The sequence below is a fragment of the Verrucomicrobiia bacterium genome, assembly GCA_035495615.1.
Classification (GTDB): domain Bacteria; phylum Omnitrophota; class Omnitrophia; order Omnitrophales; family Aquincolibacteriaceae; genus DATJFP01.
In genome coordinates, this window is the sequence record DATJFP010000021.1 from 26414 (window position 1) to 42438 (window position 16025).

Annotated in this window: 17 protein-coding genes and 1 tRNA gene; 14 read left to right on the top strand and 4 right to left on the bottom strand. The window is 56.1% G+C overall.

Annotated elements, in window-relative coordinates; translation table 11 throughout:
- The 13 genes from infB (at window position 1) to VL688_02560 (ending at window position 12220) form a co-directional block, all read left to right on the top strand.
- Window positions 1-2052 carry a translation initiation factor IF-2 gene (gene infB / locus VL688_02500; GenBank protein ID HTL46915.1) on the top strand — a complete coding sequence of 684 codons (2052 nt, stop codon included), beginning with the start codon at window positions 1-3 and terminating at the stop codon, window positions 2050-2052.
- A gap of 60 nt (window positions 2053-2112) precedes the next feature.
- Complete coding sequence (gene rbfA, locus VL688_02505; protein HTL46916.1) at window positions 2113-2508, top strand: 30S ribosome-binding factor RbfA; 396 nt, start codon at window positions 2113-2115, stop codon at window positions 2506-2508.
- Complete coding sequence (locus VL688_02510; GenBank protein HTL46917.1) at window positions 2498-3490, top strand: bifunctional oligoribonuclease/PAP phosphatase NrnA; 993 nt, start codon at window positions 2498-2500, stop codon at window positions 3488-3490. Before rbfA ends, VL688_02510 begins: the two co-directional genes overlap by 11 nt.
- Entirely contained in the window at window positions 3487-4218 is a 732-nt protein-coding gene (gene truB / locus VL688_02515; protein ID HTL46918.1) for a tRNA pseudouridine(55) synthase TruB, read from the top strand. The genes VL688_02510 and truB overlap by 4 nt, the downstream gene beginning before the upstream one ends.
- A complete protein-coding gene (gene ribF, locus VL688_02520) occupies window positions 4202-5200 on the top strand; it encodes a riboflavin biosynthesis protein RibF (GenBank protein HTL46919.1) in 999 nt (332 codons plus the stop codon). The genes truB and ribF overlap by 17 nt, the downstream gene beginning before the upstream one ends.
- A 116-nt stretch (window positions 5201-5316) precedes the next feature.
- The gene (gene rpsO / locus VL688_02525; GenBank protein HTL46920.1) at window positions 5317-5586 is read left to right on the top strand and encodes a 30S ribosomal protein S15; all 270 of its coding nucleotides are present in this window, start codon (window positions 5317-5319) and stop codon (window positions 5584-5586) included.
- Between the two features lie 38 nt (window positions 5587-5624).
- The gene (gene pnp / locus VL688_02530) at window positions 5625-7817 is read left to right on the top strand and encodes a polyribonucleotide nucleotidyltransferase (protein ID HTL46921.1); all 2193 of its coding nucleotides are present in this window, start codon (window positions 5625-5627) and stop codon (window positions 7815-7817) included.
- Window positions 7818-7820: 3 nt separating this feature from the next.
- On the top strand, window positions 7821-8270 hold the full coding sequence (gene dut / locus VL688_02535) for a dUTP diphosphatase (GenBank protein HTL46922.1): 450 nt from the start codon (window positions 7821-7823) through the stop codon (window positions 8268-8270).
- 44 nt (window positions 8271-8314) lie between these two features.
- Window positions 8315-10720 (top strand): DNA translocase FtsK 4TM domain-containing protein, encoded by a 2406-nt coding sequence (locus VL688_02540; protein HTL46923.1) that lies wholly within the window; start codon window positions 8315-8317, stop codon window positions 10718-10720.
- A 187-nt stretch (window positions 10721-10907) separates the two neighbouring features.
- A tRNA-Asn gene (locus tag VL688_02545) sits at window positions 10908-10980 on the top strand.
- A 79-nt stretch (window positions 10981-11059) separates the two neighbouring features.
- A complete protein-coding gene (locus tag VL688_02550) occupies window positions 11060-11410 on the top strand; it encodes a metalloregulator ArsR/SmtB family transcription factor (GenBank protein HTL46924.1) in 351 nt (116 codons plus the stop codon).
- An 82-nt stretch (window positions 11411-11492) separates the two neighbouring features.
- On the top strand, window positions 11493-11804 hold the full coding sequence (locus VL688_02555; protein ID HTL46925.1) for an aquaporin: 312 nt from the start codon (window positions 11493-11495) through the stop codon (window positions 11802-11804).
- Window positions 11801-12220: an arsenate reductase ArsC gene (locus tag VL688_02560; GenBank protein ID HTL46926.1), complete on the top strand. Its 420-nt coding sequence runs from the start codon at window positions 11801-11803 to the stop codon at window positions 12218-12220. The genes VL688_02555 and VL688_02560 overlap by 4 nt, the downstream gene beginning before the upstream one ends.
- 148 nt (window positions 12221-12368) lie before the next feature.
- On the opposite strand, the gene VL688_02565 is transcribed toward VL688_02560, so the two are convergent.
- Entirely contained in the window at window positions 12369-12764 is a 396-nt protein-coding gene (locus VL688_02565) for a DUF488 family protein (GenBank protein HTL46927.1), read from the bottom strand.
- A gap of 107 nt (window positions 12765-12871) precedes the next feature.
- Here VL688_02565 and VL688_02570 point away from each other — a divergent pair, with 107 nt between their 5' ends.
- Window positions 12872-13165, top strand: coding sequence for an HPr family phosphocarrier protein (locus tag VL688_02570; protein HTL46928.1), 294 nt, complete (start codon window positions 12872-12874; stop codon window positions 13163-13165).
- A gap of 39 nt (window positions 13166-13204) precedes the next feature.
- On the opposite strand, the gene VL688_02575 is transcribed toward VL688_02570, so the two are convergent.
- The 3 genes from VL688_02575 to VL688_02585 form a co-directional block, all read right to left on the bottom strand.
- A complete protein-coding gene (locus VL688_02575) occupies window positions 13205-13822 on the bottom strand; it encodes a response regulator transcription factor (GenBank protein HTL46929.1) in 618 nt (205 codons plus the stop codon).
- A gap of 31 nt (window positions 13823-13853) precedes the next feature.
- Complete coding sequence (locus VL688_02580; protein HTL46930.1) at window positions 13854-14585, bottom strand: sensor histidine kinase; 732 nt, start codon at window positions 14583-14585, stop codon at window positions 13854-13856.
- Window positions 14586-14743: 158 nt separating this feature from the next.
- Entirely contained in the window at window positions 14744-15931 is a 1188-nt protein-coding gene (locus VL688_02585; GenBank protein HTL46931.1) for a fatty acid desaturase, read from the bottom strand.
- Between the last annotated feature and the right edge of the window lie 94 nt (window positions 15932-16025).

Sequence of the window (16025 nt, forward strand, 5' to 3'; positions counted from 1 at the left end):
ATGCGCGTTCACGAACTCGCCAAAGAACTGGGAATGTCGAGCAAGGACCTGATGGCCCGCATCCGCGAGCTCGGCGGCGACGTCAGCAGCCACATGGCTGTCGTGGACGTGAATCTTCTCATGCTTATCCAGGGCAAGATCGGCCCTGCCAAAGGCAAAAAAGAAGAAGGCGAAAAGGCCCCGGCCAAGTCCGCGAAAGCCAAGCCGAAAGAAGCCGAGCCCGAAGCCGCGCCCGTTGACGCCGCGGCGGAAGAAGAGCCTGAAGCCGAACCGGCCGCGCCGGGCGCGCCCGCGGAAAAAGCCGCGGTGAAAGTCCGCTTTCCGATCACGGTGGGAAACCTGGCGGCGCTCTTGAACATCAGGATTCCGCAGATGATCAAGGCGCTCATGGAAATCGGCATCTTCGCCAACGTGAACCAGCTTTTGAACGACGAGATCGGCATGGCGGTGGCGGAAAAAGTCGAGATCCCCATCGAGCCCGTGAAAGAAGAAGAGGAAGAAGTCAAAAAGGCCGCGGTGGAAAAGCCGGAAAACCTCAAACCCCGCCCGCCGGTGGTGACCATGATGGGCCACGTCGACCACGGTAAAACAAGCTTGCTCGACGCCATCCGCAAGACGAAGGTCGCGGCGGGGGAGCACGGCGCCATCACGCAGCACATCGGCGCTTACAACGTTTCGATTCCTGGCAAAGGCTTTGTCACGTTTCTGGATACTCCGGGCCATGAAGCCTTCACGGCCATGCGCGCCCGCGGCGCGAATGTGACCGACGTGGTCGTGCTCGTCGTAGCGGCCGACGACGGCATCATGCCTCAGACCGTCGAAGCCATTGACCATGCGCGCGAAGCCGGATGCCCAATCGTCGTCGCGATCAACAAATGCGACCTTCCCGCGGCGAACCCGGAAAAAGTTTTGGGCGAATTGCAGAAGCGTGACCTCGTTCCCGAAGAATGGGGCGGCAAAACCATTTGCGTGAAAGTCTCCGCGAAAACCGGCAAAGGCCTCGACCAGCTTCTCGAAATGCTGCTTCTCGAAACCGAAGTGCTGGAACTCAAGGCCAATCCCAGCGCGCCCGCGTCGGGCACCGTGATCGAAGCGCGTCTTTCCAAAGGCTCCGGCCCGGTAGCAACCGTGATCGTGCAGCGCGGCACGCTGAAAATCGGTGATACCGTGCTCTGCGGCACGCAGATCGGCCGCGTGCGTTCGCTGAAAACCGACCAGGGCAAGACCGTGAAAGACGCGGGCCCGTCGTTTGCCGTGCAGCTCAGCGGTTTGAACGGCGTTCCGGAAGCCGGTGAACCTTTCATGGTCGTCGAAGACGAAAAGAAGGCACGCCAGATCAACGAACGCCGCCTGCTCGAAAAGCGCGAGCGCGAAAGCAGCGCCTCCAAGCACCTTTCGCTCGAGACCCTTTACCAGAGAATTTCCGAAGGCAATTTCCGCGAGCTGAAACTCATCATCAAGGCCGACGTGCAGGGCTCGGTGGAAGCGCTCACGCAGTCGTTGGAGAAAGCCAGCAACGACCAGTGCCGTGTGCGCGTCATTCACGGCGGCGTCGGCGGCATCAACGAATCCGACGTCATGCTGGCCGCGGCGTCCGACGCCATCATCATCGCCTTTCACGTGAAGACCGATCCCAAGGCCGATCAGCTCAGCAAAAAAGAAGGCGTGGACATCCATTATTACCACATCATTTACGAAGCCGTGGAGAACATCAGGCTGGCCATGGAAGGACTCCTCGCGCCGACGCTGGAAGAAGTGATCGAAGGCCAAATTGAGCTGCGCAAGCTCTTCAAGTCCTCGAAGGTCGGCAACATCGGCGGCGGCATGGTCATCAAAGGAAAAGTGGCGAGAAACAATCCCGTGCGGGTGATCCGGGACCACATCGTTGTTTTCGAAGGGAAGATCGCGGCATTGAAGCGTTTCAAGGACGACGTCCGGGACGTGAACGAAGGCTTTGAGTGCGGTATTTCGCTGAACGGGTTCGACGACATCCGTGAAGGCGACATCATAGAATCCTACCGTATTGAGAAGACGGCCACGAAGCTCCGGTAGCAGTTCCTCAAGAGTTATCCCTTCCACAGTCCGGGAGCAAATTTTTTTCAGGAGATTGGAATGCAAGGCAAGCGCACGGACCGTGTGGCCCATCTCATGCAGATGGAACTCAGCCAGCTCGTCCTGACGAAAATCAAAGACCCGCGTTTGGGCTTTGTCACGATTACGCACGTGGACGTGGCGCCGGACCTGCGTTCGGCCTGCGTTTATTTCAGCGTGCTCGGCACGCCGGAGGCCAAAAAGAATTCGCAGACCGCGCTGGAGCGGGCCGCGGGATTCCTGCAGCGGGAAGTGTCCGGCGCGATCAAGCTGAGAAACACCCCGAAGCTCGTATTCAAGCTGGACGAGTCGCTTGAAAAGGGCATGGAAATCGACGGCATTCTGAAACAGATCAAGTCGACAGACGACACAGAAGACGGAGAACCGTCGGAAAGCCAGGACCCGAGTGAAGCGTAAAGACGGATTGAAACCTCTCGCCGCCGCGTTGAAGAAATACGACCGGTTCCTTCTTTCCTGCCACGTGATTCCCGAAGGCGACGCGATCGGAAGCATGCTGGCCATGCAGACGCTGCTCCAGAAGCTCGGCAAAAAAACCATGCTGGTCTGCCAGGACTCTTTCCCGGAACGCCTGTCCTGCCTTTCGAATAAAGGCTGGCAGGAAGTGCGGCACCTGAAAAGCCGCCCCGAATTCGAAGCCATGGTCCTGACCGACTGTCCCACGCTTCCGAGAATCGGCAGTGTGAAGTCGGTTCTGCGGCCGTCCACGGTGATTTTCAACATCGACCATCACATCAGCAATTCCAACTTCGGCCATTTTAACTACATCCGTCCGGACGCCGCGGCCACCGCGGAAGTGGTCTATGATATCTATGAAGAGCTGAAGGTCCCGATCAACAAAGAGACCGCGAAGAATTTGTACGTGGGTCTTGCGACTGACACCGGTTCCTTCAAATACAGCAACACGACCGCGCGTTCACACGAAGTCGCGGCGCGGCTCATCGCGACCGGCATCAACATCGAGAAGATCAACGACGACCTTCACGGCACGTATTCGCTGAGCACGATGAAGCTCTACAGCCGGCTTCTCGGGCGCGTGCGCACGGCCGGCGGCGGCAGCATCGGCTGGGTCGGAATGAAGCGCGAAGACCTGAAAGAATCCGGTGCCACGCATGAAGACGCGGAAGGCTTCATCGATTTTCTCCGTTACATTAAGCCCGTGAAAGTCGCGTTTTTCATGAGCGAGCTCGGCAGCGGGAAAAACGACAAGGCCATCCGGGTTTCGTTCCGGGCCAAAGGGCCGTACGACGTCAACAAAGTCGCGACGCATTTCAACGGCGGCGGACACAAGAAGGCCGCGGGCTGTACGATCCACGCGCCCATGAAAGAGGCGGAGCGCCGCATCGTCGAAACCCTGCGAAAGGAATTCCACTTCTCATGAACTTCAAGCAGGAAGCGCTCGTGAACGGCATTATTCTCGTCGACAAGCCGCGCGACTGGACCTCGCATGATGTGTGCGCCTTCATCCGCAAGAGATTCCACGTGAAGAAAGTCGGGCACGCGGGCACGCTCGATCCGCTTGCGACCGGGCTTCTTGTCATCCTGCTCGGCAAGGCCACCAAGCAGTCGATCGTGTTTACCGGCTGCGACAAGGAATATGAAGGCGTGATGGAACTGGGCGTTCAGACCGATTCGCACGACAGGCTCGGCAAGGTGATCAAGGAATGCGAAGTCGGCGAGATTTCCGACCAGGCGCTCCTCGACAAGGCCAAAGAATTTACCGGCGAGATTATCCAGGTGCCGCCCATGGTTTCCGCGCTCAAGCACAAGGGGGTGCGGCTCTATAAACTTGCGCGGCAGGGACAGGAAGTCCCGCGCGAGGGGCGGCCCGTCATGGTGCACACGTTCCAGATCCGCAAAAGGGAAGGGAAGTTCGTTCCTTTTCTCGTCCAGGTTTCCAAGGGCACGTACGTTCGCACGCTTGTCAACGATTTCGGCCAAAGCCTTGGCTGCCTGGGAACGCTGGCCGAATTGCGCCGCCTGCGCAGCGGGCAGTTCGACGTTTCCAAAAGCACGACGATCGACGAGCTTCGGAACCTGACGCCGCAGGATTTTGCCGCGAAAGTCCTGCCCATGAGCACGCTCAAGACGTATGCTTATTCTCAATGACATTGCCGCGTTTGTCCCCGATCCCAGGAAGCCGCTGATTCTCGCCATCGGAAATTTTGACGGGCTGCACCTCGGGCATCAGAAACTGCTCGACCGCGTGATCAAGAGCGCGCGCCGGCAGAATGGGCGCGCCGCGGTGTTCACGTTCCGGGAGCATCCGCAGCACGTGCTGCATCCGAGCTCGAAGCCGCCGCTGCTCACGTCGCCCGAGCACAAGATCTTCCTTTTGAGCGAAGCGGGTGTGGACATCTGCTTTCTGCTGGATTTTACGCCGGCGCTTTCCCGCATGGAGCCCGAGGCGTTTGTCCGTGACGTTCTCGTGCGGAAGCTGGGCGTGCGGGAAGTTTATCTCGGTTACAACGCCCGCTTCGGCAAGGACCGCAAGGGCGACGCGCACCTGATGGCGAAACTGGCCCAGGAGTCCGGGTTTCGTTTCGGCGAACTCGAGCCGGTCAAAAAAGCCGGGGGCCTTGTTTCCAGCACCGCGATCCGGGAGCTGGTCCGCGAAGGCAGGCTGGCAAAGGTCGAAAGAAAATACGGCCGGCCGTTCAGCGTGTTCGGCAAAGTGGTTCATGGGGCCGGGCGGGGAACGAAGCTCGGGTTTCCCACGGCCAATTTCGAGGTCTCGAGCGAGATCCTGCCGCCTTTTGGAGTGTATCCGGTGCGGCTGCGGGAAATCACGCTGCGCTTTTCCGGCGCCGGAAGGTCCAGGGCGCAGGAGGTCCGGGTGCGCAAAGGGCCGTGGCTGAAAGGCATCCTGAATTACGGGTACCGTCCGACGTTCGAGCAGGGAAGGCGGGCCGTGCCGGAAGTCTTCATCCTGGATTTCCGGAAGAAGATCTACGGCCGGAGCTTTGAGATCGCTTTTTATCCGAGGATCCGGGAAGAAAAGGCTTTTAAGGGGCCGGAGGCTTTAAAAAAGCAGATTGCGACCGATATTCAGAAAGCCCGCAGCTGTTTCCGCAAACTTTCCGGCAGGTAACAGACGTTCCCCGGCGTTTCAAAAGAAAGTCTTTACAAATCAGGACAAATTGACTATATTGATGGGTCAAAAATAGACACAAAAGAAAATGAGACAAGGAGTTAGAGAAGATCGTTATGGCATTGACGAAAGAGAATAAAAAGAAAGTTGTGACGAAGTATCAGAAATCCAAGACCGACACCGGCTCCGCCGAGGTTCAGATTGCCCTCCTCACCGAGCGCATCAATTCGCTGGAACAGCATTTTACGGCAAATGCGAAAGACCACCATTCCCGGTACGGCCTTATCAAGATGGTCAGCCGCAGGAAAAAGCTTTTGACGTATGTTCGCAACGAAAATCCTGAGCGTTATAAGGACATCATTACCCGCCTTGAACTCAGGAAATAACAGTCCCTCTCAAACTACTCGGAATCAAGGATAATCATATGGCAATCGAAAGAGTCTCTCGTCCCCTTTCTAATAGTGACTTCATTATCGAAACCGGCAAATGGGCCAAGCAGGCCCACGGCGCCGTGACCGTGCAGCATGGCGGCACCGTCGTCATGGCCACGGCCGTTTCCGAAAGGGAAGTGGATCCTGAAAAGGATTTTTTCCCGCTCACCGTGGATTACCGTGAAAAGCTTTATGCCGCGGGCAAGATTCCCGGCGGCTACTTCAAGCGCGAAGGGCGCCCCACGGAAAAAGAAACCCTGACCTCACGCCTCATCGACCGTCCGATCCGTTCGGCGTTCGGCAAGGATTATTACAATGAAACCCAGATCCTCGTGAACGTGCTTTCATTCGACGGGGAAAATGATCCGGACGTCCTCGCGATCAATGCGGCCTCCGCGGCGCTCATCGTCTCCGACGTGCCGTTCACAGACCCCATCAGCGCGGTCCGCGTGGGCCTGATCGGCGGCCAGCTTGTCATCAACCCGCCGATGGGCGACATGGAACAGAGCGACCTCGACCTCGTCGTGGCCGGTAACAAGCAGAAGATCATCATGATCGAAGCCGGTGCGAACGAAGTCCCCGAAGAGCAGATGATCAAGGCGCTCAAGTTCGGCCATGACGAAATCAAAAAGCTCTGCGACCTTCAGAGCGAGCTCGGCAAAAAGGTGAACAAGCCCAAGCGTGAGTTCGTGAAGCCGCAGGTTTGCGACGAAGTGAAGAAGAAAGTGGCCGCCATCGCGTCGCACCAGGCCTTCAAGCAGGCTTTCTCCGCAGGCTCCAAGGAAGGGCGCGAAGCCGCGGTGCAGTCGCTTTACAAGGACAAGGTCCTGGCCCAGCTCAAGCCCGCGGGCGAAGAAGAGTTCGACGAAAAGCCCGTGAAGACCGCTTTTGAAAAGCTCGAAAAGGAATATGTCCGCGACGTGCTCATCCTCGGCGAAGGCAAGCGAGTCGACGGCCGCGGCGCTTACGACATCCGCGAAGTGACCTGCGACGTGGGAGTACTTCCTCGCACGCATGGCTCCGCGGTGTTTACGCGCGGCCAGACCCAGGCGCTCTGCGTCACGACGCTCGGTACGGGCGACGACGAGCAGAGGATCGAAGCGCTGGAAGGCGAAGTGAAGAAGCGTTTCATGCTTCACTACAATTTCCCGCCGTCTTCTGTCGGCGAAACGGGCCGCACCGGCGGCACCGGACGCCGCGAAATCGGCCACGGCGCTTTGGCCGAACGCGCGCTGAAGCCCGTCGTTCCCACGAGCGAAGATTTTCCGTACGTTGTCCGCCTTGTCTCCGACATTCTCGAATCCAACGGTTCCAGCTCCATGGCCACGGTTTGCGGCGGGACGCTGGCGCTCATGGATGCGGGCGTGCCGCTGAAGGCCCCGGTTGCCGGCATGGCGATCGGCCTGATCACGGACGAAAAACGTTTTAAGGTCCTGACGGACATCGCCGGCATCGAAGACCACCTCGGCGACATGGACTTCAAAGCCGCCGGAACGGCCAAGGGCCTGACCGCGCTGCAGATGGACCTCAAGATCGCGGGCATCTCGGAAGAGATCATGCTCGAAGCGTTTGATCACGCGAAGAAAGCGCGCTTCAAGATCCTGGACATCATTGCCCAGACGATCAAGCAGCCGCGCACGGAGATTTCCGAATTCGCTCCGCGCATCACCACGATCCAGATCAATCCCGAGAAAATCGGCGCGCTCATCGGCCCCGGCGGCAAAGTCATCCGCGGGATTTGCGATGAAACCGGCGCCAAGGTTGAAATCGACGACAGCGGTCTTGTCATGATCGCATCGACCGAAGCCAAGGCCGCCGAACTCGCCGCGCAGCGTGTGCGTGAGATTACGGCCGAAGCCGAAGTCGGCGCCATCTATCAGGGCACGGTCCGCAAGCTCATGGCTTTCGGCGCCTTCTGCGAAATTCTTCCCGGCCAGGACGGGCTCTGCCACGTCTCCGAAGTCGCGGACGGTTTCGTGAAAGACGTGACCGAGTACCTTCGTGTCGGCGACGTCGTTCCCGTGAAAGTCGTCGGCGTTGAAAACGGCAAGATCAGCCTGAGCATCAAGCAGGCGAAAGAAGGCGGCTGGCCCAAGCTTCCCGAGGGCGCTGAGCGCGATACGATCAGCCCGCCGTCGGAACGCAGCAGGGGCGGCGGCCGCGATCGCAGCCGTTCGCGCCGTTAAGACATGAAGGAATACGAAGTCCAGATTAAGCTCCAGCCCCATTTCGAGGGGCTGGAGCTTCCTCAGTACCAGACCGCGGGTTCCAGCGGGCTGGATTTACTGGCCGCTTGCGACGCGGACATTGTCCTGCGTCCCGGCGAGCGCGCCCTGATCCCCACCGGGATTTCCATTTCCCTGCCTCAAGGAACCGAGGCCCAGGTCCGCCCTCGCAGCGGGCTTGCCATCAAGCATGGCGTTACCCTGCTCAACTCCCCGGGCACGATCGACGCCGATTACCGCGGTGAAATCAAGGTCATTGCCATCAATCTGGGGCAGGAAACCTTCACGGTCACCCGCGGCATGCGCATCGCCCAAATGGTGATGGCGGAAGTCATCAAGGCCAAGCTGGTTGTTGCCGATAATTTAAGCACTACCGCTCGCGGCAGCGGCGGCTTCGGCCATACCGGCCATTAACTTTCTGTAACGCCACAACTTAGGCAAATCCGGCTTCACTCGACATGCGAAAAGAGCGAATCAACGAAATCTGGGGAGTCTTTTTCCTTTTGCTGGGGCTTTTTACGCTCGCGAGCCTGCTTTCTTTCGAGCCTAAAGACATCCCGTTTTATACCTCGCATCCCTTTGCCCCGATCCAGAATTACACGGGCGTCATCGGCGCGTACGCCGCGTTCGGCCTCGTCATCACGTTCGGCATCAGCGCTTATCTCATTCCCATGCTTTTCCTGCTGTGGTCGGGGTGCTTCTTCCTCCAGAAAGTCCCCGAGCGCAAAGTCTTCAAATTCCTGGGCCTGGCCATCGCGCTTTTTTCCACGGCAACGCTCGTCGCGATTTCCGTGGCGGCCGAGGCGCGCTTTGACGAGGGCGGCGCCATCGGCTATCTCGCGGGCAGCCATCTCCTAAAATATTTCGGTCCGGTCGGCAGCTACATCGTCGCGGGTTCGTGTCTCCTGCTGTCGCTGCTTCTGGCGACAGACTTCCTGATTTATCCCGTGGTCAAAAAGATTTTCCAGAAGGGCCGCGCCACGATCCATTTCTCCGCGGAAAAAATCAGCGAGATCAAAGAAGAGATTTCCGATCTGACGCATGCGTTCAAACCGGCGTCGGCCGCGGCTAAGTCCGCTCCGGCTGCGAAAGCCGCCAAGGCTCCCGCCGCCGCGAAGGAAAAAGAGCCGCCCGCGCCGAAACTGCCGCCGATCGAAATGAAAGTGAAACGCTACCAGCCGGACGTGCCCGAGGAAGACGCTCAGGCCGAAGACAAGTCAAAGAAATCCAAAGAAAAAGACATCGAAGCGCCCGCGGCGAAAAAGCAGCAGCCGGCCGCGCCGCTTTCCGCTCCCGCGGCCGCTCTTCCTGCCGCGCCGTCCAAGCCCAAGGAAGAATCCGAAAACCGCCACGAAGGCGTGGTCGGTTCCAAGGCCGCGGCCGAATACAAGTTTCCGTCCATCGAACTCTTGAAGCGCCCGTCCGCCGGCCAGGCGAAGAACGATGACCTTCAGGGCAATTCCAGGCTCCTCGAAGAGACGCTCATGCGCTTTGGCATTGAAGTCAAAGTCGTGGAAGTCGAACAGGGCCCGGTCATCACGCGCTATGAGCTTCTCCCCGCGCCAGGCGTCAAAGTCAATTCCATCACGGCGCTGCAGGACGACCTGGCGCTCGCCTTGAAGGCGCGCAGCATCCGCCTCATTGTTCCGATCCCCGGGAAATCTGCCGTGGGCGTGGAAGTCCCGAACCTCGTTTCCAGCGTGGTCAGCCTGCGCGAGCTGATCGATTCCGCGCATTTTCGCGCGAAGAAAGCGGAGCTTCCGCTGGTGCTCGGCAAAGACACAAGCGGCAAGACCCTCATCGCGGACCTGTCCGTCATGCCGCACATCCTGATCGCGGGGACGACGGGCAGCGGCAAGACCGTTTGCGTGAACTCCATCATCACCGGCCTTCTTTATAATTCCACGCCCGAGCAGCTTAAGCTCGTCATGATCGATCCGAAAATGGTGGAGCTCGCGGTCTACAACAAGATTCCGCACATGCTGACGCCGGTGGTCACGAACGTGAAAAAAGCCGCGCACACGCTCAACTGGGTCGTGAATGAAATGGAAAACCGTTACAAGCTGCTGGCGACCTGCGGCGTGCGCAACATCCAGACGTTTAATGCCCGCCCCATGAGCGAAGAGGCTCTGCAGGCAATCCAGGGCAAGGAAGAGTCCGAGAACGTGATTCCCGCGAAGCTGCCGTACATCGTCGTGATCATTGACGAGCTCGCCGACCTCATGCTGACCGCGGCCGACAAGGTCGAGCCCGCGATTGCGCGCCTCGCCCAGCTTGCGCGCGCTGTCGGCATTCATTTGATCCTTGCGACGCAGCGCCCTTCGGTGGACGTCATCACGGGCGTGATCAAGGCCAACTTTCCCGCGCGCATTTCGTTTAAGGTCGCATCAAAGGTCGATTCTCGCACGGTGCTGGATGCGAACGGCGCGGATAAATTGCTCGGCAGGGGCGACATGCTTTTCATGAAGCCCGGCGACGAAAAGCCCACGCGCGGCCAGGCCCCGCTCGTCGTGGACGAAGAAATCAACGGGGTGGTGGATTTCTGGTCGAACCAGGCCAAGCCCGAATATCATCCGGAAATCGCGACCGCGCAGGAGGGCAAGTCTTCCCTCGAAGGCGGCGGAGAAAAAGACGAACTGTTCGACGAAGCCGTGGCCGTGGTCCTGGAAACAGGGCAGGCCTCGACCTCGAACCTGCAGCGCCGCCTGCGCCTCGGCTACACGCGCGCGGCCCGCATCATCGACCAGATGGAAGCCGAAGGCATTATCGGCCCCACCCAGGGCGCCAAGCCGCGCGAAATCCTCATCGCCCAGCACCAGCCCGCGGCCGTTGCCCACCCGTCCGCCGAGTCCGAATCCGCCTAAAAACACCCGAATGATTCATTGACCCGGAATGCCCCATTTTTTATAATAATGGGCCGTTTTTAAGGAATTATCCCCGGTCCTTGCCGGGTAAGCAGTTGTAACGATTTTTCCCTGTCCCGCGTTGATGACGCTGGACTGCGCTGGCGGAGCCGATAGTTTCCGTTCCGCGTGCGGGAATAAAAGACATTCCCCTGTAGCTCAGTTGGTAGAGCAAGTGACTGTTAATCACTTTGTCCCTGGTTCGAGCCCAGGCGGGGGAGTTTATAAGCCCTGCGGGAGTTTTCCCGCAGGGCTTTTTCATGCCTTGACAGTATCTGCATAAGCAGATATAGTTTGGTCATGAAACTGACCAATTTGCAAATCGCGCTGGCTGCCATTGCCGATCCTACGCGGCTTAGAATCATGAACCTCCTTCAAGAAGGAGAGCTATGCGTATGCGACGTGATGAGCGTTCTTAAAGAACCTCAATCCAAGGTGTCGCGCCATCTTGGCTATCTCCGGAAATCGGGATTAGTTGAAGCGCGCAAGCAGGGTCTTTGGATGTATTACCGTTTAGCTAAGCCGAGCGGGAAAACAATTCAGGGCGTTTTTGAGGCTTTGAAATTAGCCCAAAATGACTGCGAAGAGCTGAAAGAAGACCTGCGGGAATTTAATAGAAGCAAAAGCTGTCTGGTAGCCTGTTGTAAGTAAAATTTTTTGGTCAAAATACATCTGCATAAGCAGATATGGAAGGAGGGGTTCCAATGGATTGTTGCAATGGAGGGTGCTGCTAATGAACATGGTTTCAAAAGCCCTGGCGGAGATGGGAGGCGCGTTTGCTCTCATCTTCGTTGGCGCCGGAAGTATTATGCTTTCCGAAAAGCATATTGTCCCGGCTTTTTGTATTCCTCTCGCGTGGGGTCTCATGGTTTCTCTGATGATTATCGCGGTAGGCCATATATCGGGAGCGCATTTTAATCCGGCGGTTACTCTTGCTTTCGCGATAACGAAACGCATTCCGTTTAGCGAAATCTGGTTTTATTGGACGAGTCAGATGATAGGCGGGATTATTGCCGCCAGCCTTTTAGGGGCTTTGAACAAATGAAAACAAAAGTGCTTATCCTATGTACTGGAAATTCCTGCCGTTCTCAAATGGCTGAAGGGATATTGAGGCATTATGGAGCAGATAAATTCGAGGTTTTCAGTGCTGGAACCAAGCCTTCCACAGTCAACAAAATAGCCATTGAGGTCATGCGCGAACTTGGTATTGATATATCCGGCCAACGTTCTAAGAGCGTCAGCGAGTTGTTGGGGCAGCATTTTCACTATGTCATAACTGTTTGTGATAATGCCAAGGAGTCCTGTCCTATTTTCCCGGGGAATAGCACCCAACTCCATTGGGCATTTCCTGACCCGCCGCATGAGAAGACGATTACCGAAGAAGTCCGAAAGGAGTTCCGCAAGGTCCGCGATCTCATTCATACCCGCTTTAAGAAAGTGGCCGAAACGGGAAACTTTTAGGCGACTAAGCTGATTTGGGCGCTTTCCAAGAGGATACGGATCGAAGAAAGTTCAATTTTTAAGGCTTCGGAAAGGTTGCGAAACGCGTCCAACAGGGGGAGTTTTATAAGAAAAGGCCGCTTCGAGTCCAATCGCTGCGGCCTTTTTTTTAGTCTTTGACGCTTTGGGGGGCTGATTCTTTTCGAAGAAATTCTCTGAGGTCATAAGCAGTAGTATGTTCGGGCCCGATCTCCCATTCTTTTTTTCTGCTATGGTGCAGAAGCGTCACAATTCCGGTCTTTGCCTTATGGGCCATTTTTTCAAAACACGCCCTCCGGTCCGGCTCTCGAAGCTCCTTCTCGTATTCCTCTAGAAATCGATCATGAGTCCAATGTTTCCAAATTCTCATTTCCTTCAACTCATAAGAGGGCGCGAGCTCATGCATCCAAGTATAAGGCGCGAGCGTATAAGCATCCATTCCCTCCGGCCACAAAGTTTCCACGAGATATCTTTCGCCATCAGCCGGTTCATAAGTTTCATAAGCGCTTTTCAATTTAAGGGGCATTTTTTCCTCTCTTTCTGTTCAGAAGCGGGGAATCCCGCGAAATACTGTTCATGGACAACCCCCCTATTGAGGAGTATGCTGAATTTATAGGGGGGGAGGTGATTGCTATGGCAGCAGTCCAACAAGGCGGCTCTAAGATGCGGACAATGGAACTCGTTATGCCGGCCCACCTCGGATTTCACCTCCGCATTATCGCGCGGTTCGTGCAGCTTGCCCTCAGATTTCGTTCTTCTATTAAAATTCGAAAAGGAAAGCTCGTTGCTGACGGTAAAAGCATCCTTGGTCTTCTCACGCTGGGAGCTGCGTGGAAGTCAAAGATGGAAATCGAAGTTTGCGGTGATGATGCTGATCAGGTCGTCGAGCGTATTAACGAGTTTTTTTTGATGCAAGAAAATAGATAGACTGAAAGCGGCGTTTGCCCGACGGCGCATTTGTTTTCTCTATTCTGGGGTTTTGTGGATGCTGCTTTCAATGATTCCCGCGGCAATGGCATAGCGGGTCAGGCCCGCGGTGTCATGGATGTTTAACTTTTCCATGAGATGCTGCCGGTGTTTTTCAACCGTTTTGATGCTGATATCAAGTTCCGCGGCGATCTGCTTGTTGGCGTTCCCTTCGGCAATTAATTGAAGCACCTCGACCTCGCGCGAGCTTAGGCTGATCTTTTTCCCTCGAGGAAGAGCTTCCCGGCGGCGCAGTTTCTGATAAAGTTCGGGCAATCGTTTGGCGATGGAGGGGCTGAAAAATCGATTTCCCTTTTGGACTTCCCGGATGGCTTTCGACAAAACCTCGTAAGAAGTCTGCTTGATGATATATCCTGAGGCGCCGAGTAACAGCACCCGCTTGACGTATTCTTCGTCACTATACGCGGAGAGAATGATGATTCGTGCCGCTGGCATAGACTTCAGGATTTGCCGCGTGGCTTCAAATCCGTTCAAAAGCGGCATCGCGATATCCATCACAATTACCGCAGGACGAAGCGCCTTGGCGAGCTGCACGGCCTGGCGGCCGGTTTGCGCCTCACCGACCACTTCGATATCGCCTTCAGCCTCGAGCAGCATCCGAAGCCCTTGCCGGAGAATTTTATGGTCCTCAGCCAGGAGGACGGTGATTCGATTTGCCATTGCTTCGTCTTGCTCCGTTGATGAAAGGAATCTCCACCCGGACCAAAGTGCCTTTGCCGGCCGTGGACTCGATCGTAAAGCTGCCATTAACCATTTCTACCCGTTCCCGCATCCCGATGACGCCTAATCTTTTGTGCCTTTTGGCGAAAAGCACGCGGTCCACTCGAAAAGATTTGCCATTGTCTTTTATTTCCATGCGAATGGAATTCCGCAGTTTCAGGATGCTCAAGCTCGCTTTGCTTGCTTTCGCATGCTGCGCGACATTCGTGAGCGCCGATTGGGCCACTCGATAAAGCATCGTACGCTTGGAGCCGCTTAATCTTTCCACACCGCGAAAGACCGTAAAGCGGACGGGAATGCGAGTTCTTTTTGTGAAGTCTTTTATGTAGGAAGTCAAAGCCGGAATAAGCCCCAGGTCGTCCAAGATCGTTGGGCGCAATTCCCGGGCGAACCGGTGCACAATGTTCACCGAATTTTCTACAAGGCGCTGCGTATGGACTATTTTTTTCTTGAGGCCCTTCGTGTTGGTTGCAGCTTCTTTTTTTAACCCGCCCAGATGGACATTGATTCCGGCCAGGGTCTGAGCGATTTCATCGTGAAGCTCGCGGCTGATCTGCCTCCGTTCTTCCTCCTGCGCGAGCAGGATCTGATGAGACAGGCGCCGCAAACGCTTTTGCATCTCGCGCGACTCGCCCAGCACTTGGTTATAGTGCTGCTTATTTTTTTTAAGCGCGGCCTCCGCGATCTTGCGCCGGTGGATCTCTTGTTTGAGTTTATCGTTCCTAGGATCGTTCATCGGATTCCCTTCACTATTATCGAATAGTTACTTTGATCCGTCCATGGGTAATGAAATGCTGCTTAGGCGGCCTGAAGCTGCAAGTACACCGATTTCCACTGGGTGAGCATTTGATGAAATCGGCGGCGGGCCTCTAGGCTTCTAACAGCGGCTTCCTTCGTTGCATTGGAATGCCGTGCAATGCGCTGACAGAGAATCTGCTGATAATCCCTGGCGGCATGCTCCCAATCGCCCAGGGTTTGCTTGAGTTTTTCATATTGAGCCTGAAGCATTTCTCGGAAAGTCAAGGCGCCCGGATTTTCGAGTCTTTCGAGAAGCCGGTCTTCAAGACTTTGTTTTTCGGCGGCCAGTTGGGCGGCAATAATACGGAACTTGGACATCTTTCTTAAATCCCACGCAAGCCCCAGCCCGGAGAGTAGAGCAATTATCCATTTGGTTGGGTCCCATTGGTACCAGCGCACGCCATTCCGGTAATCTCCCGGGAAATGATGGTGATAATTATGATAGCCCTCTCCATTTGTGATCAAGGCCGCCAGCCAGTGGTCCTTCGCCGAAGAATAAATGTCGTAGGTGGCTTTCCCAAACTTATGGCAAACCGAATTGATGCAGAAGGTGGCGTGGTAGACCAAGGTAAGCCGGGTGCAGACGCTTAAGAGGAAGGCTCCAAGCAGATGCCCTGTAAGCGCGCCAACGACGAGGGGAGTGAGAATCCCCGCCGTGATTGACCATGCCGTGTAATAACGATGCTGATGCGCGAGAAGCCGGCTTTTTCGCAGGTCTCTTGCATTCTCATAATGGAGGGGATGCTGCCAAAAAATGAGCCATCCAATGTGCGCGTAAAAGAACCCTTTTTTAATGCTGTAGGGGTCAAGCTCGGAGTCGACTAAGCGGTGATGATCGCGGTGCTGCGAGGCCCAGCGGAGGGCGGATTGCTCGAAAGCGGCGGCCCCGAAAAAGAGCACGAGAAAACGGACAAGGGCATGGGCTTTAAAAGTGCAGTGGGCAAAGAGCCGGTGGTAACCCAGGGTGATGCTGGTGCTCGTAACCGCCATGTAAAACAAAAAGAGCAAAAGCTCCGAGACTGAAATGCCAAAACGGAGAAGATAGAGGCAAGTTCCAAGCGTCCCTAAAAGGGTCGTGATGAAGAAAAAAATGACATTGGTCCAGATCACCTTTTTTACCGGGACCTGCTGTTGCGCCGCCGTAACCTCTTTGTTCCCAAATCGTTGTCCCATTGCTTTTTGTCTCATGGCTTCAATGATAATTCAATTCAAGGCCGCGCAATATGGGGTATTCAGCCCATGGACCGGAGGTGGGGTCAATACCCCATAGTTATTGTATCCG